Consider the following 16,389-nt stretch of genomic DNA (forward strand, 5'->3'; position numbering starts at 1 on the left):
GTGAAAACGATCATTCAAAATGGAATTGTAGTGACCATGGATCAGCAGATGCATGTGTGGGATCATGGTTATGTGATAATAGACGGAACAAAAATTGTGGAAGTAGGACCTGAAAGTGGGCTGATGGATAGAAAGGCAGTTTTGTCCCGGGCAGGAGAAATCTGGCAGGAAAAGGATGCCCGAAGAGGGATCATCATGCCGGGAATGATCAATACCCACAGTCATCTGGGGATGATTCCTTTCAGAGGCTTGGGGGATGACTGTAAGGATCGTTTGCGGGTATTTCTGCTTCCTATGGAATCTCAGGCAATGGACGGGGAGCTGGCAGCGGCATCTGCCAGATATGGCATTTGTGAACTGCTGCTTTCCGGTGTGACTACGGTTCTGGATATGTATTATTTTGAGGAAAAAGTAGCCCATGTCATGGATCAGATGGGTATCCGGGGAATTGCAGGGGAGACAGTTATGGAAGATGCCACATGTGATTCATCTTGTGCAGAGGAAGCTCTGGAACAGGGGGTGGATCTAATACGGACTTACAGAAACCATCCAAGAGTGAAAGGTGCACTGACCCCACATGGAACTACTACCTGCAGTGGAGAACATATGAAAATGGCGTTGGAAGAGGATATAAAGGGAAATACGGTTTTTACCCTCCATACTGCGGAAATGGATTATGAAATAACGTATCTGGCAGAAAAATACCAGATGAGCCCTGTGGAGTACCTTAATTCCCTGGGGCTTTTAGGAGCACATACGCTGACAGCCCATAGTATCCGCCTGACAGAGACAGATTGCAGGCTGCTGGCGGAAACGAAAACCAATGTAGCCCACTGTATTGGTTCCAACACTAAGGCAGCAAAAGGAGTGGCACCGGTAGCGCAGCTTCGCAGTCTGGGAGTGAATGTAGGTCTTGGTACGGATGGACCTGCCAGCGGAAATACGCTGGATCTGTTTACCCAGATGCGTATGTGTGAAAATTTCCACAAAAACACCTTAAAGGACAGAAGCGCTTTTCCTGCAAAAGAGATTGTAAAAATGGCAACCATTGAAGGCGCAAAAGCTTTAGGACTGGGAGATGTGACCGGTTCTTTAGAACTTGGAAAAGAGGCGGATCTGGTGATCATCGAAACAGATTCTTCTAATATGTTTCCTGTATATGATCCTTATTCAGCTTTGGTCTACAGTGCCTTTGCGTCTAATGTACGGGATGTATATATATCCGGAAAGTGCCTGGTAGAAGAAAAAAGGCTGGTAAAAGAAAATCTGGCAGATATCCGGATGGCTCTGAGAGAGAACATGGAACGGACAAAATTTAAAGAAATGAAGGCTCTGACCTGATGGTTGGGGCCTTTTTTGCCTCAAATAGGAAAAGCCACCAGAGCAGGTGGCTTTTTCTGTATGTACATACAGGTTTTATTTACTTAATACAGACACAAATTCCACTTTCTTATCAATAGCTTCCCCGATCAGTCCAATGGTTTTTCCCATGGTAAAAGCTGCGGCTACAGTACCAATGCCAAGGCCGGAAATATGTCCCAGGCAGAGGAAAGTCATACAGGCGGTAAGAAAAAGGCAGGTTACGTCAAAGGTGATCTTGACTTTTGGGTAAGGGCGTTTGATGATCCCGGAGAGGTCTCTTGGAAACAGGTCAGTTGGGATGACCGGGAGTTTGCAGCGGTTAGAAAGGGCGATACCGAAGCAGAGGATCAGATAACTTGCTGCAAAATAAAATATCCGGAGGGGAATGGTAAGAGGCAGAGTGTTGATCCAGACTTCATGGATATCTACCATTTTTCCAAAAGCAAACCCTGCTACAAAGCTGAACAAATAGCTGGGAACAAATCTCTTTTTTAAGAGCATCAGGCTTAAAACCAGAAGCCCCTGGAAAATATAGGTCCAGGTTCCAAGGGTCAAAGCCGGAAATACAAGGGAAAAGGCATAGGGGACGCTGGAAATAGCGGAAATGCCGGAGCCGGAGCGCAGCATTAAAACAACGCCCATGCTGTTGATCAGGATAACGATCAGCAGGGCAAGTTCTCCGCGAAGAGTGACTTTTTTCTGATTCATAACAATTCTCTCTTTTCTTTTGTAGATTCATTAATAAAAATTCTTAAAAATGGGAGATATTGCGAAAAAATCCGCAACATCCCCGATTATACTCTTACTTTATAAGATTTTCAAGACAGAGCATTTTTACATTTTTCAGGAAAAGATTGATAAAAAATACACAAGCATAAACGAAGAAAGAACGAACTGAAAGAATTTCGTCAGAAATGTGTAAGTTGGAAAATAGGATAGCCTGTGTTATACTGTGTTTGAGGATAAACGAGAGGAAGAGATTTTATGGATAGAAAATTTTTCAGACATATAGGAGGTATGATGCTTCTGGTCTGTAGTCTGGCAGTGATAAGTCCTGTGACTGCATTTGCCGGCTGGCAGAAAGAAGGCGATACCTATGCCTATTATGAAGATGATGGTACCAGAGTGGTAAATGCCTTCCGCAAATCTGGAAACCAGTGGTTCTATCTGGATGAGGATGGACATTTATTAAAGAACTGCGAGCGGGAGATCGATGGTAAGGTATATGTTTTTAATGAGAGAGGTGCTGTTGTTCCATCTGCTGCAAAAAAGTCAGGTGGGAGCAAAGAAAGCGCAGATTCTGATTTTTCCGCCATCAGCAGCAGACAGCAGTATCTGAATAAGACAGCTAATCCTTATATGAACAATAAGACAATCCAGTGGATCAATGCCACCTGTGCTATCCTTACAAGGCATAATGCAGGAAATATCCGCGCATTTGGAGGCAGCCTGAAATTGGATGGAAAAGAGGAAAACGGAGCAGAACTGGATAAAACCACCAGAGAGCAGACAAGAAAGATGTTAAAGCAGAGCTGGGGGGTTACAGACAGGGCATCAGCAGATGAAGCATTGGAAGAACTTCTTGATTCTGCAAAAGACAGTGGTTCTGCCTGGGATTACAGCCGTGTGGAGTCTAATCTGGGATTTTATTATCTGGCAGATTATTATACAGAAAAAGAAGCACTGGATAAGGCACTGGAAGTGGCAAAGGAGATCCAGGAATGCTTTGGTTCATGGGATGATTTTGTAGATAGTTATTTGGAAGGATATGAGGATGCTACAGGTGACAGCTCCGGTGAAAGAGCAGAACTGTATGAAAACCTTAAGGCCAGCCAGTGGAATCCATACTCTGTAAGCTGGAATACAAAATTAAAGAAGAATTGGTAGGTACTATTTATGAAATGGGGAATTTTAGCAACAGGAACGATAGCAAGAAAATTTGCAGACACAGTAAACCATATGGATCCGGAAGCTGAAAAGCTGATAGCCTGTGCATCCCGTAATCTGGAGCATGGAAAAGCTTTTGCAGAAAAATACGGGATTCCAAAGGTTTATGGCAGTTACGGGGAAATGATGACAGATAGTGAAGTAGAAGCAGTTTATATCGCTACTCCTAATAATCTTCACTATGAAAACTGCCGTATGTGTCTGGAAGCAGGAAAACATGTTCTTTGCGAAAAGCCATTTACCCTTAGTACAGAGCAGGCGCAGGAACTGTTTGATCTGGCAGAAGAAAAGGGCCTGTTTATTATGGAAGCTTTCTGGATCCGTTTTCTACCTGCCTACGATAAGCTTCGTGCCATGCTTCGGGATGGTGTGATCGGAGAGGTAAACCGGATCACTTCCCAGTTTGGTTTTGTGGCAGAAGGCGCCAGGAGAGAGCGGAAATTTAAGTCAGAACTGGGCGGAGGTGCCTTGTTGGATATTGGCATCTATAATCTGGGATTTTTCCATATGATCACAGAAACAGCACCGGAAGGTTTTCAGTCAGAAGTCCATATGACAGAATATGGAACGGATGATTACAGCGAAATAGAACTGGAATATCCAGGCGGCTGCAGCGGTCATTGCATCCAGGCTATTGGAAAGCAGCTGGATCGTAATGCCCGTATCGAAGGCAGCGAAGGCGTTATTACAATAGCAGATTTCCAGTTTTTACAGGAATTTACAGTACAGTTAAAAGATGGCACTTCTTATATTGTAAAAGAGCCATTTAAGATCAATGGTTTTGAATATGAGATCGCAGAGACCAGCCGCTGTGTCAGCCGGGGCATGTGTACCAGTGACCGGTATACAAAAGAGGATTGCCTGGCAGTTTTACGATTGATGGATGATATCAGGGATTCCTGGGATATGATTTTTGAAGCGGAAATGGAAAAATAAAAAGAATTGCATATAAAATAAAAAACTCACAGAAACAAAAAGAGAAAGAAAATGGCGATGGTCATTTTCTTTCTCTTTTAAATTTTTATCCGTATTTCTATTTGGCAGCAGCTTTTTTATCAGCTGTGGCAGTATCATCTGTTTCTTCATCATCATCTGTCTTGACAAAATCAGCAATATGGAACAGCTGGGTATCACCAGGAGTGGAAACATTTACCCCTTTTTCTTCCAGTTTCAGGTCTTTTACGTACATGTTCTTTGTACCTGACGGAAGTTTTGCCAGGTCGATCTCAACAGGATCCAGAAGATGAGCCGGGTCTGCTTTATAATGAATTTCAGAAAGTTCCGGTTCAAAGACACCCTGAACGATCTCTTCGTTGAGAAAATGCACCGGAACAGTAGCGGATACTACTTCACCGGCAACTAGTGCCTGAAAGTCCAGAGCCAATACCTTTTTAAGCATTGGGTCATAATCAATATTTTTAACCATGGCGTTTACAGTCTCGCCTTCAATGTCCAGAGCAGCCTGTGCCCCTTCTTTTGCGTCCTTCATAAAACGCAATGCTTCTTTTTCTTCAAATTTTAACGCGATATTTTCTTTCATTTCCTTACCATATAAAACACCGGTAACAAAACCTTCACGTCTTAATTTTTTTGCCTTTACCTGGGGATCTCTTTTTTCTGCTTTTAACGTTATCATAACGATTGCCTCCTATCTGTGTAGCTGTGTAGATTCGAGAGCTTTTATGAAGAAGTTCTTTTTTGCACTGACTGTATTATAGCACTTTTAGAGAAAATGGAATGACGAAAAAGTGACAAAAATTTGTGACTTAGAAAAATAAAATTGTGAATATTTAATCTGCAAATTTAAAGATACTAAAGGGATATGCAACCTTAATGAATTTTAAAAACTTTACTGTTTTGAAGTAAACGGAATTGAATGAAAATCGCGTAAAAAGCAAGGTTTTATGCGGTTTTCTTCAATATCCAGTCTTTAGAACTCTTTAGAAAAAAGAAGTATTCTTTGGGTCTATTGGTCACAATAAAGTCACAAAACATTCTTTATCAATTTTTTCAATTTCTATTTTCAAATCTTTTAAATCACGGTGGCCGTAAACACGGTTTGTTACATCAGTACTAAAAGAATGTCCAAGCATGCGCTTTCGGTCATTCTCATTTATATGGCTATCTTCACAAAGTTTGGAAAAAGTGTGTCTGCAATCGTGAGGAGTATGTTTTTCTATTCCAAGCTGCGCTAAAACCTGATACATGTTCTGCCTGAAAGCTGGGGCAGATTGTGATAGAAGGGTGCCATATAATTTGTACCGGTGCTGTACCAGTGGATAGATCGCAGAATGAATGGGGACGATTCTATTTTTTCCAGCCTTTGTTTTTATTCCACCTTCAAAATATCCGTTTTCCAGGTCAATGTGTAATTTTCGTACTTCATTGATACGCCAGCCAGAATAACAGAGTATCAGAAGCAGTTCTACTACATCATTATCAGAATGACACCATAAGGTCATCAAGTCTCGTGGTGTGAATGGGATACCATGTTCATCATCCTCATCTTTGTTTATCGTAAGATTACGACTATAATTTTTGTCTGAAATATCCATATCAACAGCAAAGTCACACATCTGGCGAAAAAGATTTAAGATTAATTCAATGCTGCTACGCTTCAGAGGACAGCTGTCAAGAACGGTTTGAAAATCAATCGCTCTTAAAGAATTCCAGGGGCGGTCATGCAGAACAGCACTGTTTTTGTAAGCGGCACGCATGGAATCTTTGCTACTTTGTGAGAATGTGCTTCCTGCATGGTATTTGGAATCATAGAAAAGCTGATAAACATCAGCAAATGTCTTAGGCTTTTCTGGTGGAGTTACACCCTTGATCAGGCTGTAGTCTGCCATGAGCTTCTGGACCAGAGTATCCAGATCCTTTTTGTCTTCAGATAATACTTCCAGATCCTTTTCCATGCCAGGCTTATAAGTACCGGCTTTGTAGGCGGTCAGTATGATGAAGCCCTTCATCCAGTCATCAACGTAACAGAGGGCTGCAGGGCGGTCACCATCGATATTTGCAGGCGGATGGACTGCGTATGGGTTCTTCCGGTTCTTTCCCAGGTAGCGGATGGAGCCGTAGCCGTTGGGAAGGCGGCTATGCTTTTTTCTTCTTGGCATATATCATTTCTCCTTTGATTGGATTGCGACGTCGCAATGATGGATTCCTCTGTTTTGAGGTAAAAATGGGTACAAAAAAGACGCCCCTTGCGCAGACGCCCTGGAGATGATATAATTCAGGTGTTCAAGCTGGATTAATCATAACCGGAGCAATCTGGTAAGAGAAAATCTATGTGAAAGCCGTTCGGTACGCCAATACCGGGCGGTTTTTCATTTACTTTACAAATTGTTGTATATAACTAAATGATATGATATTATAAGTATAGATAATAAATTATACGAGCCTGCGGATAGCAGAAACGATGGAGTCTGTGTTCCATCCAACAGTCTCATTGGCATACAAAGATACATATGCGGGCATCATAGTATTGCCCCATGGACGGATGCCGAGAATTGGCTTGCCCATTCGCACAGATTCATCAATTTCATATTGCATCCATTCGCGATAAGAAGTGTACATACCTGCAATGACGATTGTTATTTGAGATGGGGCGATTTTTTGCGTGATAAGCCTTCTGATTTCAGCATTTGTGGCTGGTGTTCCTGCTGGGAACAGAGGTTTCTCACGTGGGGCTGAATAATTGCGATATGAAAAGTAATTGGCATTATTCAGCAATTTAACAAGATTGTCGTAATCGGCACCATATTTCCATGCGTGGCTGATAAATAATCTGTAATCGTATAAAGTTGGCATTTGGTTCTCCTTTCAATTATTATGAGGTGATTAAATATGAAATTTCGTAAAAAACCAGTAATCGTTGATGCTTATCAAATCGATCATGAGGAAATAATTCACACATTAGAAGGCGATATGAAAGCATCCCCGGGAGACTGGATCATTACTGGTGTAAACGGGGAAAAATATCCCTGCAAGCCGGATATTTTTGAAAAGACTTATGAGCGTATTAATTAGCATCCTGCTTTGAGTTACCTTTTTCTGCAGTGTTGATGCTTTTCCAATGGCGGTTTTCTGCGGACATGATCTCTTCCACATTTTTGATAAAAATATTATCAACAGTCTCGTCATTGGGATTGTAAGGGAAAGAACGTGTCAAGTACAAATGCTTTTGATAGAGTAACATTTCGCAGGTGGAACGGTATTGAATCCAGTTCTCATGATACTTGTACAGTTTTGTAACGGATTCGATAATCACAATGATTGCACCCAGAATACCAATGATTATAGGTATTAAATCACACAATGAGGTGTAACCGGACAATAGAGGTATGAACGCGGCAAGAATGATTTCGACTACTTGAAATTGTTTATATCTTTTTTGCGCGTGTACTGATTTTTCATCATACCATTTAATTTGCGGATCAAGTCGAGTTGAAATATATTCATTGATGTCCATCATACCCTCCGTTTAAACATTTTTAGGTGGCTTAGTAGTTTTCCAACAGCTCATTAATTTTGATCGTCAGCCCCGGATAGATTCCGACCGGAATATCCTGCGTGAAGGAGTAGATTACGGGAGCCGCATCATCTTCGTAATGGTAAACAGTAACACGCTCTTTCGCAGGATCCACAATCCAGTATTCGCGGACACCAGACTGAGAATAAATGCCGTTTTTTATCCCGTAGTCCAGTTTGCGACTGGATGGGGACACGATCTCGAAAATGAGGTCAGGAGCTCCGGAGCATCCCCGATCAGTGAGCTTATTTGGATCACAGATCACGGAAATATCTGGCTCTACCCAGTCTTTATCATCGGCGTCAAGGTTGACAGCGAATGGGGCGGGGTATATTTGGCAGTTGCCATGGTTCTTCTTTATATATTCACGGATAGTTCCGGCCAGTTCCATAACAAGCTGTTGGTGGATCCGGCTGGGTGGTGCCATGTCATACAGTTTTCCGTCAATGAGTTCGGCTCTTGTACCTTCCGGCAGGTTCCAGTAGTCTTCAGATGTATACTGATCGTTTTTTAAGAGTGGCATGTGGGCACATCCTTTCCTGTATAGATATTACTGTTACCAGGCATAACATTTTTAGCCAATGTTTAATGTAACCGTTTGAACGTTGGGATTATTCCATTTAAAAAGTTCTTTAATTTCTAATGTTAAAGGTGTTTTATCCTTTATTCGATAAGCTTTTCCAACTTTTATAGTAGTTCCCTGAGTAACTTTTTTTGAATAGTTGTCTAATGCTTCGTCACGATTATCGTATGAAAGCCATGTGGTATCACATTCAACACCATTTTGAAATGCTGTAATGTAATAATCAGCTAAGAGTGCGCTCTGGGATTCAGATTTTTTATTTGTAAAATCATAATACAGTATAACGCAACTATAGCCATCATAATCAGATGCAAGTTTCCAACCGGTATAAGTAATTTTGGCATCATCTGTATCAAAACTAAAAAGTGGGGTTATCAGTGCACCACTGGCATCGACTTTCTGACCATCAGGGGTAGAGGTGTTGGTTAAAATGTAACCGTTATTATCAAAATAATATTGTTTTCCATTTATTTCTTTCCAGGTGTTTGTTGGATAACTTCCATCATCATTTTGGTACCACCAACCAGAAGCATCCTGTTTCCATTCTCCTGCAAAGGAGGTCATAGAAAGGGCAGCAGATGCAACACCGACAGCGAAAAATAACTTTACTTTTTTCATACATTTTCCCTCTTTTCTTTTGTTTTATTAAAATGCCATAGGCTATTTTAACCTTAATTCAATAAGTTCTTTAGGGTATCCCGTACACTGGCAGAATTGATCCTGAGTGTATCCGGTATAATCTTGTAGCATATCATCTGATATTAGTAGATAAGCCGCAAAGAGATTGGCCCGGCGCTCTAATTTGGAGACTAGGAGCAACGTTTTATTCCGGATAAAATAGCAGTTGGCCTTTCGGTCCAGAAGAGCATGGCCTAATTCATGGGCCATGACTAAGTTCAACTCAGTCCGGTCCAGACGATTACTTAAAAAAATATATCTGTGGTTTTTTAAAAACATGTAGCAGCCTTCATGTTCACAGTTTCCAATTTGGTAAAGAATCCCCAGATGGTCTGCAATTTCAAAAGGATCAGATGTACCGCACTTTTTGGTACAGTACGCAACGAGCCGTTTGACCCGCATTAAATCTTCCATATAATGCCCACCTACTTTTTGTACTTCTTGGGAGTATATTTTTCCTTGTTAATCAGCTTCAGTCTGCGAAGGGCAATTTCCAGCTCATCTTTAAAAAGAGCGGCGGCCTCTGGATCCAGAGGTTCACCGTCATAACTGGCTGGTCCAGATTCGCCAGATGTAAGCTTTTCCATAATGTTGTTCAGGTCTTTTGCAATATCTCTTTCGTCCCGGGCGGTAAGCTCTGGGGCTTTTTCTTGCGTAGCATCTTCTTTCCCTGTCATGAGATAATCAACTGTCACATCAAAATAGTCGGCTATTTTTTTGATTTTTGCCGCGTTAGGCGTGCTTTGCCCCAACTTACTTATATAGCCTTTCCCGAATCCTAATTCTTGTTCGAGCATATTCATAGATATTTTTTTGTTTTTGCATAATTCTTTAATTCGTTCTTTCATGCCTATTTTGCGTCCTTTTCTAATCTCTGAAAAAATCGCAAAAATTCCTGTTGACATTCTGAATAAATCGCGTATAATGTAACCATAAGGTTCTGAAAAAATCGCAAAATACGGAGATATAAATAATGCCTCTGAATTTTTCGATAAACTTACTTGACAATTTGATTATAGGATATTTTCAGAAGCAAGTCAACATATTTGAGTGATTTTTTCAGAACTCTTTTTATAGGACAGGAGGTGAACAAGTTGAGCGAGATTTTGATTTACGACAATGTTTGCCGTGAGGCAAAGAAATCTGGGACTTCGATAAATGCACTGGAGAAAGATTGTGGATTAGCTATCGGTAGCGTGTGTAAGTGGAATTCAGTAAGTCCGACGGTGAGGAACTTGAAAAAAGTAGCTGATCGTTTAGGTGTTGCAATCGAGGACCTGCTGGAATAAGAGAGGAGGCGAGGAAAACGAAGATATTAGAGAACATATTGATCCGATTGCTTCTGGGAAAGAAAAAAGAGTATAGGAGTATGATTCGAATCAGAAAAAAGAACTACATGGTAAGAATAAACGAGTTTATTCTGACGTCGGAGTGGTTCGAAAAAGCTAAAAAAATCTTGGGCGAAACCCTGGATGGGAAAGAAAAAATAAAATTTTCCAGAGAAAATATCGGAGAATTTATTCGGGCAGTAGCTCCAGAAACTGAAAAAATCAGCATCTCATTGTCGGCAGAAGGCGATGAAGCAATCTTACAGTTGCCTTTTACCAAAGAAACATTGTCGGTAAAGGGAGGAGAGAGTATCCAGTTTGGAGCCACCATCCCAGGGGCGATTCCACAAAGAAGAGTTATGTCAGTCCAAAGTGACGAGTAAGGAATGCGATAATGAGCGCGCTGACAATACCTAAAAGAAAACCGAAAGCCCCGTGTAAAAAAGAAAATAGGTTACGTAAGAACAAATGGGAGAAAGAAGTTTCTTTTATAAATTCCAAGCCCTTTTTTGAAACACGAACATTTCCGGTTGCTTGAAAGATGTAGTCACGGTTGGCATTCTGACCGTATTCAAGATTTAAAATGTACTTTTTTTCACAACAGCAGAAAAGAGAATATGCCAGGTCTTGATTATTTTCAATATATGGAACAGAACCAGACTCATTCAATGTGGTTAGAATGGACCGCATGGATTTTTCTAATGCGGAAATATTTTTAAACATAAAAATTTCTCCCTTATCTGTACTTGGCTCTGGCGGGAGCCTGTAAGAAAAGTATAGCACTAGGGAGATAAGGAAAACAAGCATATTAACGGTTCTCATTTACCCATTGAGAAGCTGTTGGAGTAGGAGGTGTTTACATGGAAAAACGATATCTTTCACCAGAAGATGCAGCTCCGTTCCTGGGGCTGTCGGCAGCGGCCGTAAGAAAGTACATGCGCAATGGAAGTATGGACCTGGGAATGGTATTAAGTCCCCAAAAGACAGGGACTAAGACCTGGCGGTACAAGATCTATCCGGAGAAGTTAAAGCAGATTACCGGATCCAGTGTGCCAGGATATGAATAGAGCTTGGAAAGGAGAGAGAAGTAATGGCAAAGATCAAGAACTATGACGGTCAGACAGACATGGAGCTTTCCTATGTAGCAGTACAGGCAACCAGGCCAAAGAAGAAAACTGTGGACTGGGTAGGCATCACGGAGACATTTATAGCCGGTGGCATGTGGGTGATAGTCTTCATGATGCTTGGGGCTGCGCTTGCGGTCCAGGTGCTGTGATGGCTGTGCGGGAAGACCAGTGCGGTACCTGCATCAGGAAGAACCGGTGCATGGAGAGAAGCCACTTACAGGCATGCAGAGGCTACATAAAAAAGGACCCAGGCAGCGGCAACTGCGGAAGGTCCGGTAACAAAAAAATTGTACACCCTCATTATACGGAGGGAGAAGGAGAAATGCAAGATGGCAATGAAAATTAACAAGCTTGAGATTGAGAACGTCAAGCGTGTAAAGGCAGTAAAGATCGAACCGACAGCAAATGGGCTTACGATCATTGGTGGAAACAATAACCAGGGCAAGACCTCTGTCCTGGATGCGATCGCCTGGGCTTTAGGCGGGGACAAATACCGTCCGTCCAAGGCTCAGAGGGAAGGCTCCGTGATCCCGCCAAACCTTCATATAGTCATGAGCAATGGTCTGGTAGTGGAACGCAAGGGTAAGAACAGCACGTTAAAGGTAACAGATCCACAGGGACAGAAGGCCGGGCAGCAGCTTTTGAATGAGTTTGTGGAACAGCTGGCACTGGATCTTCCGAAATTTATGGAGGCTTCTGACAGGGAAAAGGCAGGTATCCTGTTAAACATCATCGGTGTGGGAGACCAGCTGGCCCAGTTGGAAAAGGAAGAAAAGGAACTTTATAGTGAGCGTACCTATGTGGGGCGCACGGCAGACCAGAAAGAGAAGTATGCAAAAGAACAGCCTTATTATCCGGATGTCCCAACAGTCCCAGTCTCAGCAGCGGAACTGATCCGCAAACAGCAGGAGATCCTGGCACAGAACGGGGAAAACCAGAGAAAACGTGAAAGGCGCCACCAGCTGGAGCAGGAGATGCAGCGTGTCACGGATCAGATCCAGGAGCTTTTAAGGAAGCAGGCAGAGCTGGAAGCGGATCTTAAGATCGCCCGGTCGACCAGTGAGAACCTGCAGGATGAGTCTACCGCAGAACTGGAACGAAACATTGCAGAAGTGGAAGAGACCAACCGGAAAGTACGGGCCAACCTGGATAAAGACAAGGCAGAAGAAGATGCCAAAGGATACCGGGAACAGTACAATGCACTGACCGGAAAGATCCAGGAGGTACGGGATAAAAAGCTGGAACTGTTAAAGAAAGCAGATCTGCCGCTTCCAGGACTGACGGTTGAGGATGGGGAACTGGTCTACAATGGTCAGAAATGGGACGACATGTCCGGATCCGAACAGCTTAAGGTATCTACCGCGATCGTACGCCGGTTAAATCCGAACTGTGGCTTTGTGCTCATGGACAAACTGGAACAGATGGACCTGCATACCCTGCAGGAGTTTGGAAAGTGGCTGGAGGCAGAAGGTCTCCAGGCGATCGCTACCAGGGTATCTACGGGGGACGAGTGCAGCATTATCATCGAAGACGGGTATGTGGCAGGACAGCCCCATACCGAAGAAAAGAAAGAATGGAAAGCAGGTGTTTTTTAAATGGAGATCATCAGAGGAAAACAGCCGGGAGCAAAGAAGACCGTGATCTACGGTCCGGAAGGGATCGGGAAGTCTACACTGGCTTCCTGCTTCCCGGATCCGCTGTTCATTGATACAGAAGGTTCCACCAGGGATATGGATATCGCGCGTACCAAAGAGCCAAGCAGCTGGATGATGCTCATGGAGCAGGTCATGTATGTAAAGAACCATCCGGATATCTGCAAGACCCTGGTCATTGATACGGCGGACTGGGCTGAGATGCTCTGCATTTCCCAGATATGTGATAAGAACCACAAGAGCAGCATTGAGGAGTTTGGATATGGAAAAGGGTATACCTATGTCCAGGAAGAATTTGGGCGTCTTTTAAACCTGCTCACAGAAGTGATCAAGGTGGGGGTAAACGTGGTCCTTACAGCCCATGCAAAGATGCGGAAGTTTGAACAGCCGGATGAGCTGGGAGCCTATGACCGCTGGGAGATGAAGCTGAGTAAAGGCGTAGCGCCCATGGTAAAAGAGTGGGCGGATATGGTACTGTTTGCAAATTATAAGACCATGGTGGTGAACGTGGACGGCCAGGGAGTCCAGAAGGGAAAGAATAAAGCCCAGGGTGGAAAACGTGTCATGTATACCACCCACCACAGCTGCTGGGACGCAAAGAACCGCTACAGCCTTCCGGATGAAGTGCCTTTTACATATGAGAGCATCCGGCAGATCCTGGAACCGGGAGCAGCCCGGGCAGAGGAGAGGCAGGAGGTAAAACAGCCAGGTCCTATACAGGAGACACAGCCAGCACCACCTGTCAGACCGGTAGAAACGGTAAAACATCCGGAGACAGCCAGTAGTAACAAGGGCAATGAAAAACCTGCAGAAGAAAAGAAAGGCATTGCGCCTGTGGAGGGCAGCAAAGGGGATGTAAAGCCGGATGGAAGATCGGCACTGGATCCACGTCTCCCAAAGAGACTGCGGGACCTGATGATCGCCAATGATGTGTGCGAATGGGATATACAGAACGTATGTGAAGCCAAGGGATATGTACCGGTGGATACGCCCCTTTACATGTATGAAGAGGTCAATCCGGGCTTTGTGGACGGCGTTCTGGTAGGTGCCTGGGACCAGGTGTATGCGGCGATCAGGGAAATGAAAGAAAAGGATTCTTTAGTATTTAATTAATCGGGAGGATGAAAGAAATGGCAGATTTAGGAAAAGAGATCGGCTGGGATGATGCAATCGAGAATGAAGGGACTGAGCCCCTTCCGGAAGGGACTTATGAATTTACAGTGGCATCCATGGAACGCGCCCATTTCGGAGGAAGCGAGAAGATGGCACCCTGTAACGTGGCGAACCTGGACCTTCTGATCAAGGATAAGGACGGCAAGGAACACCATGTATTTGACAGCCTGTACCTGAACTCAAAGGCAGAGTGGAGACTGAGCCAGTTCTTCTTATGCATTGGACAGAAGAAGAAAGGGGAAGCACTGCGGCCTAACTGGAATGAAGTGCCATGCTCTACCGGCAAGGTGGAAGTCATGATCAATGAATATGTGGACAAGAACGGCAATAAGCGCAGGAATAACCGTGTCAGCCGTTATCTGGAGTATGAACCAAAGCAGTTTAAGGCGGGTGTGTTCTAAATGGAATTGAGACCGTATCAGGCAGAAGCGAAAGCAGCCGTATTTGAGCAGTGGGATAAGGGTACATTGAAGACACTTTTGGTACTGCCGACCGGCTGCGGAAAGACTATCGTGTTTGCAAAAGTCGCAGAAGACTGTGTGCGTCAAGGATACAGGGTACTGATCCTGGCGCACCGGGGCGAGCTCCTGGAACAGGCTGCGGATAAGATCAAGAAGAGCACGAACCTGGGATGTGCGACAGAAAAAGCAGAGCAGACCTGTCTGGGGAGCTGGTTCCGGATCACAGTAGGCTCTGTACAGTCCATGCAGCGTGAAAAACGCCTGTCCCAGTTTTCAGAGGATTATTTCAATGTGATCATCATTGATGAGGCCCATCACTGCATATCAGACGGATACCAGAAGGTGCTGCAGCATTTCCCGTCTGCAAAAGTACTGGGAGTGACTGCAACGCCTGACCGTGGCGATATGCGTAACCTGGGAGAATTTTTTGAGAGCCTGGCTTATGAATATACCCTTCCGAAAGCGATCAGGGAGGGTTATCTATCCCCGATCAAGGCCATGACGATCCCGCTGCAGCTGGATCTGTCCGGGGTATCCATCCAATCCGGTGATTTTAAAGCCGGTGACATTGCGACAGCCCTGGATCCGTATCTGCACCAGATCGCGGACGAGATGATGAAATACTGCAGGGACCGAAAGACGATCGTGTTCCTTCCACTGGTAAAGACCAGCCAGAAGTTCAAAGAGATCCTGAATGAAAAGGGGTTTAAAGCTGCGGAAGTCAATGGTGAGAGCAAAGACCGCGCAGAAGTCCTGGAAGCCTTTGATAAAGGAGAATACAACGTCCTGTGCAATTCCATGCTGCTGACGGAAGGCTGGGACTGCCCGTCCGTTGATTGTGTGATCGTGCTGCGTCCAACAAAGGTGCGCAGTCTTTACAGCCAGATGGTAGGACGCGGGACCAGACTGTGTGAAGGAAAGAGCCATCTATTGCTCTTGGATTTCCTCTGGCATACAGAACGCCATGAACTCTGCCATCCGGCGGACCTGATCTGTGAGAAGAAGGAAGTAGCCCGAAAGATGACGGAGAACCTGGAAGGAACAGCCGGATGCCCTATGGATCTGGAAGAGGCTGAGAGAAAAGCATCGGAAGATGTGATCGCAGAAAGGGAAGAATCCCTGGCAAAACAGCTCCAGGAGATGCGTACCAGAAAGAAGAAACTGGTGGATCCATTACAGTTTGAGATGAGCATACAGGCGGAAGACCTGTCCGGTTATGTCCCGGCTTTTGGCTGGGAGATGGCACCGCCTTCTGATAAACAGAAACAGGAGCTGGAAAAGAGAGGGATCCTTCCGGATGAGATAGACAATGCAGGAAAGGCAAACCTGATCCTGGACCGCCTGCATAAACGGCAGGAGGAAGGGCTTACCACACCGAAACAGATCCGGTGCCTGGAAAAATATGGTTTCCAGCATGTAGGGACATGGACGTTTGAGGCAGGAAAGAACATGATCGACCGGATCGCTGCGTGCGGCTGGAGAGGAGCCCCAAGAGGTGTGGACCCAAGAAATTATGTACCTGAAAATTAAGGAGTAAGCAGGAA

General features: G+C 44.2%; 22 protein-coding genes. 12 read left to right on the forward strand and 10 right to left on the reverse strand.

The window, feature by feature from the left end; genetic code table 11:
* Entirely contained in the window at positions 1-1,341 is a 1,341-nt protein-coding gene (locus OGM16_12090; protein ID UYJ45556.1) for an amidohydrolase, read from the forward strand.
* 75 nt (positions 1,342-1,416) lie between these two features.
* On the opposite strand, the gene OGM16_12095 is transcribed toward OGM16_12090, so the two are convergent.
* The gene (locus tag OGM16_12095) at positions 1,417-2,070 is read right to left on the reverse strand and encodes a DUF6198 family protein (GenBank protein ID UYJ45557.1); all 654 of its coding nucleotides are present in this window, start codon (positions 2,068-2,070) and stop codon (positions 1,417-1,419) included.
* 276 nt (positions 2,071-2,346) lie between these two features.
* On the opposite strand from OGM16_12095, the gene OGM16_12100 reads away from it, so the two are divergent.
* Positions 2,347-3,249: a DUF1266 domain-containing protein gene (locus OGM16_12100; GenBank protein UYJ45558.1), complete on the forward strand. Its 903-nt coding sequence runs from the start codon at positions 2,347-2,349 to the stop codon at positions 3,247-3,249.
* Between the two features lie 9 nt (positions 3,250-3,258).
* A complete protein-coding gene (locus tag OGM16_12105) occupies positions 3,259-4,245 on the forward strand; it encodes a Gfo/Idh/MocA family oxidoreductase (protein ID UYJ45559.1) in 987 nt (328 codons plus the stop codon).
* 97 nt (positions 4,246-4,342) lie between these two features.
* On the opposite strand, the gene OGM16_12110 is transcribed toward OGM16_12105, so the two are convergent.
* The 3 genes from OGM16_12110 to OGM16_12120 all read right to left on the reverse strand — a co-directional run bounded on the left by OGM16_12110 (position 4,343) and on the right by OGM16_12120 (position 7,122).
* On the reverse strand, positions 4,343-4,945 hold the full coding sequence (locus tag OGM16_12110; protein ID UYJ45560.1) for a 50S ribosomal protein L25: 603 nt from the start codon (positions 4,943-4,945) through the stop codon (positions 4,343-4,345).
* 337 nt (positions 4,946-5,282) lie between these two features.
* Positions 5,283-6,428: a tyrosine-type recombinase/integrase gene (locus OGM16_12115; GenBank protein UYJ45561.1), complete on the reverse strand. Its 1,146-nt coding sequence runs from the start codon at positions 6,426-6,428 to the stop codon at positions 5,283-5,285.
* Between the two features lie 274 nt (positions 6,429-6,702).
* Positions 6,703-7,122 carry a TIR domain-containing protein gene (locus tag OGM16_12120; GenBank protein ID UYJ45562.1) on the reverse strand — a complete coding sequence of 140 codons (420 nt, stop codon included), beginning with the start codon at positions 7,120-7,122 and terminating at the stop codon, positions 6,703-6,705.
* Positions 7,123-7,158: 36 nt separating this feature from the next.
* Here OGM16_12120 and OGM16_12125 point away from each other — a divergent pair, with 36 nt between their 5' ends.
* Complete coding sequence (locus tag OGM16_12125) at positions 7,159-7,341, forward strand: PGDYG domain-containing protein (protein ID UYJ45563.1); 183 nt, start codon at positions 7,159-7,161, stop codon at positions 7,339-7,341.
* On the opposite strand, the gene OGM16_12130 is transcribed toward OGM16_12125, so the two are convergent.
* From OGM16_12130 to OGM16_12150, 5 genes are read right to left on the reverse strand one after another with little or no spacing between them, the layout of a single operon-like run.
* Positions 7,334-7,786 (reverse strand): DUF4231 domain-containing protein, encoded by a 453-nt coding sequence (locus OGM16_12130; GenBank protein UYJ45564.1) that lies wholly within the window; start codon positions 7,784-7,786, stop codon positions 7,334-7,336. The genes OGM16_12125 and OGM16_12130 overlap by 8 nt on opposite strands.
* 28 nt (positions 7,787-7,814) lie before the next feature.
* Positions 7,815-8,366 carry a Uma2 family endonuclease gene (locus tag OGM16_12135; GenBank protein UYJ45565.1) on the reverse strand — a complete coding sequence of 184 codons (552 nt, stop codon included), beginning with the start codon at positions 8,364-8,366 and terminating at the stop codon, positions 7,815-7,817.
* 51 nt (positions 8,367-8,417) lie between these two features.
* Complete coding sequence (locus OGM16_12140) at positions 8,418-9,044, reverse strand: DUF5067 domain-containing protein (protein UYJ45566.1); 627 nt, start codon at positions 9,042-9,044, stop codon at positions 8,418-8,420.
* A gap of 42 nt (positions 9,045-9,086) precedes the next feature.
* Complete coding sequence (locus OGM16_12145; protein ID UYJ45567.1) at positions 9,087-9,518, reverse strand: ImmA/IrrE family metallo-endopeptidase; 432 nt, start codon at positions 9,516-9,518, stop codon at positions 9,087-9,089.
* Positions 9,519-9,529: 11 nt separating this feature from the next.
* Positions 9,530-9,952, reverse strand: coding sequence for a helix-turn-helix domain-containing protein (locus OGM16_12150; protein UYJ45568.1), 423 nt, complete (start codon positions 9,950-9,952; stop codon positions 9,530-9,532).
* A 246-nt stretch (positions 9,953-10,198) separates the two neighbouring features.
* Here OGM16_12150 and OGM16_12155 point away from each other — a divergent pair, with 246 nt between their 5' ends.
* Positions 10,199-10,393 (forward strand): XRE family transcriptional regulator, encoded by a 195-nt coding sequence (locus OGM16_12155; protein ID UYJ45569.1) that lies wholly within the window; start codon positions 10,199-10,201, stop codon positions 10,391-10,393.
* 80 nt (positions 10,394-10,473) lie between these two features.
* Positions 10,474-10,815, forward strand: coding sequence for a hypothetical protein (locus OGM16_12160; GenBank protein ID UYJ45570.1), 342 nt, complete (start codon positions 10,474-10,476; stop codon positions 10,813-10,815).
* Here the strand turns inward: OGM16_12160 and OGM16_12165 are convergent.
* Positions 10,790-11,155 carry a hypothetical protein gene (locus tag OGM16_12165; protein ID UYJ45571.1) on the reverse strand — a complete coding sequence of 122 codons (366 nt, stop codon included), beginning with the start codon at positions 11,153-11,155 and terminating at the stop codon, positions 10,790-10,792. The genes OGM16_12160 and OGM16_12165 overlap by 26 nt on opposite strands.
* A 137-nt stretch (positions 11,156-11,292) precedes the next feature.
* Between OGM16_12165 and OGM16_12170 the strand changes: the two genes are divergently transcribed.
* The 6 genes from OGM16_12170 to OGM16_12195 all read left to right on the forward strand — a co-directional run bounded on the left by OGM16_12170 (position 11,293) and on the right by OGM16_12195 (position 16,375).
* Positions 11,293-11,499, forward strand: a complete 207-nt coding sequence (locus OGM16_12170; protein ID UYJ45572.1) for a hypothetical protein — start codon at positions 11,293-11,295, stop codon at positions 11,497-11,499.
* Positions 11,500-11,522: 23 nt separating this feature from the next.
* On the forward strand, positions 11,523-11,708 hold the full coding sequence (locus OGM16_12175; GenBank protein UYJ45573.1) for a hypothetical protein: 186 nt from the start codon (positions 11,523-11,525) through the stop codon (positions 11,706-11,708).
* Positions 11,709-11,888: 180 nt separating this feature from the next.
* Positions 11,889-13,154 (forward strand): AAA family ATPase, encoded by a 1,266-nt coding sequence (locus OGM16_12180; GenBank protein UYJ45574.1) that lies wholly within the window; start codon positions 11,889-11,891, stop codon positions 13,152-13,154.
* Positions 13,155-14,324: an ATP-binding protein gene (locus tag OGM16_12185; GenBank protein ID UYJ45575.1), complete on the forward strand. Its 1,170-nt coding sequence runs from the start codon at positions 13,155-13,157 to the stop codon at positions 14,322-14,324.
* Positions 14,325-14,341: 17 nt separating this feature from the next.
* A complete protein-coding gene (locus tag OGM16_12190) occupies positions 14,342-14,785 on the forward strand; it encodes a DUF669 domain-containing protein (protein ID UYJ45576.1) in 444 nt (147 codons plus the stop codon).
* The gene (locus tag OGM16_12195; protein UYJ45577.1) at positions 14,786-16,375 is read left to right on the forward strand and encodes a DEAD/DEAH box helicase family protein; all 1,590 of its coding nucleotides are present in this window, start codon (positions 14,786-14,788) and stop codon (positions 16,373-16,375) included.
* Positions 16,376-16,389 lie beyond the last annotated feature (14 nt).

The sequence above is a fragment of the Lachnospiraceae bacterium genome (genome assembly GCA_025758065.1).
Taxonomy (GTDB): domain Bacteria; phylum Bacillota; class Clostridia; order Lachnospirales; family Lachnospiraceae; genus Enterocloster.

What these genes read in the sequence shown, in the direction of transcription:
- OGM16_12095 (UYJ45557.1), bottom strand. Translation starts at nt 2,070, where the DNA reads ATGAATCAGAAAAAAGTCACTCTTCGCGGAGAACTTGCCCTGCTGATC.
- OGM16_12100 (UYJ45558.1), top strand. Translation starts at nt 2,347, where the DNA reads ATGGATAGAAAATTTTTCAGACATATAGGAGGTATGATGCTTCTGGTC.
- OGM16_12105 (UYJ45559.1), top strand. Translation starts at nt 3,259, where the DNA reads ATGAAATGGGGAATTTTAGCAACAGGAACGATAGCAAGAAAATTTGCA.
- OGM16_12110 (UYJ45560.1), bottom strand. Translation starts at nt 4,945, where the DNA reads ATGATAACGTTAAAAGCAGAAAAAAGAGATCCCCAGGTAAAGGCAAAA.
- OGM16_12115 (UYJ45561.1), bottom strand. Translation starts at nt 6,428, where the DNA reads ATGCCAAGAAGAAAAAAGCATAGCCGCCTTCCCAACGGCTACGGCTCC.
- OGM16_12120 (UYJ45562.1), bottom strand. Translation starts at nt 7,122, where the DNA reads ATGCCAACTTTATACGATTACAGATTATTTATCAGCCACGCATGGAAA.
- OGM16_12125 (UYJ45563.1), top strand. Translation starts at nt 7,159, where the DNA reads ATGAAATTTCGTAAAAAACCAGTAATCGTTGATGCTTATCAAATCGAT.
- OGM16_12130 (UYJ45564.1), bottom strand. Translation starts at nt 7,786, where the DNA reads ATGATGGACATCAATGAATATATTTCAACTCGACTTGATCCGCAAATT.
- OGM16_12135 (UYJ45565.1), bottom strand. Translation starts at nt 8,366, where the DNA reads ATGCCACTCTTAAAAAACGATCAGTATACATCTGAAGACTACTGGAAC.
- OGM16_12140 (UYJ45566.1), bottom strand. Translation starts at nt 9,044, where the DNA reads ATGAAAAAAGTAAAGTTATTTTTCGCTGTCGGTGTTGCATCTGCTGCC.
- OGM16_12145 (UYJ45567.1), bottom strand. Translation starts at nt 9,518, where the DNA reads ATGGAAGATTTAATGCGGGTCAAACGGCTCGTTGCGTACTGTACCAAA.
- OGM16_12150 (UYJ45568.1), bottom strand. Translation starts at nt 9,952, where the DNA reads ATGAAAGAACGAATTAAAGAATTATGCAAAAACAAAAAAATATCTATG.
- OGM16_12160 (UYJ45570.1), top strand. Translation starts at nt 10,474, where the DNA reads ATGATTCGAATCAGAAAAAAGAACTACATGGTAAGAATAAACGAGTTT.
- OGM16_12165 (UYJ45571.1), bottom strand. Translation starts at nt 11,155, where the DNA reads ATGTTTAAAAATATTTCCGCATTAGAAAAATCCATGCGGTCCATTCTA.
- OGM16_12170 (UYJ45572.1), top strand. Translation starts at nt 11,293, where the DNA reads ATGGAAAAACGATATCTTTCACCAGAAGATGCAGCTCCGTTCCTGGGG.
- OGM16_12175 (UYJ45573.1), top strand. Translation starts at nt 11,523, where the DNA reads ATGGCAAAGATCAAGAACTATGACGGTCAGACAGACATGGAGCTTTCC.
- OGM16_12180 (UYJ45574.1), top strand. Translation starts at nt 11,889, where the DNA reads ATGGCAATGAAAATTAACAAGCTTGAGATTGAGAACGTCAAGCGTGTA.
- OGM16_12185 (UYJ45575.1), top strand. Translation starts at nt 13,155, where the DNA reads ATGGAGATCATCAGAGGAAAACAGCCGGGAGCAAAGAAGACCGTGATC.
- OGM16_12190 (UYJ45576.1), top strand. Translation starts at nt 14,342, where the DNA reads ATGGCAGATTTAGGAAAAGAGATCGGCTGGGATGATGCAATCGAGAAT.
- OGM16_12195 (UYJ45577.1), top strand. Translation starts at nt 14,786, where the DNA reads ATGGAATTGAGACCGTATCAGGCAGAAGCGAAAGCAGCCGTATTTGAG.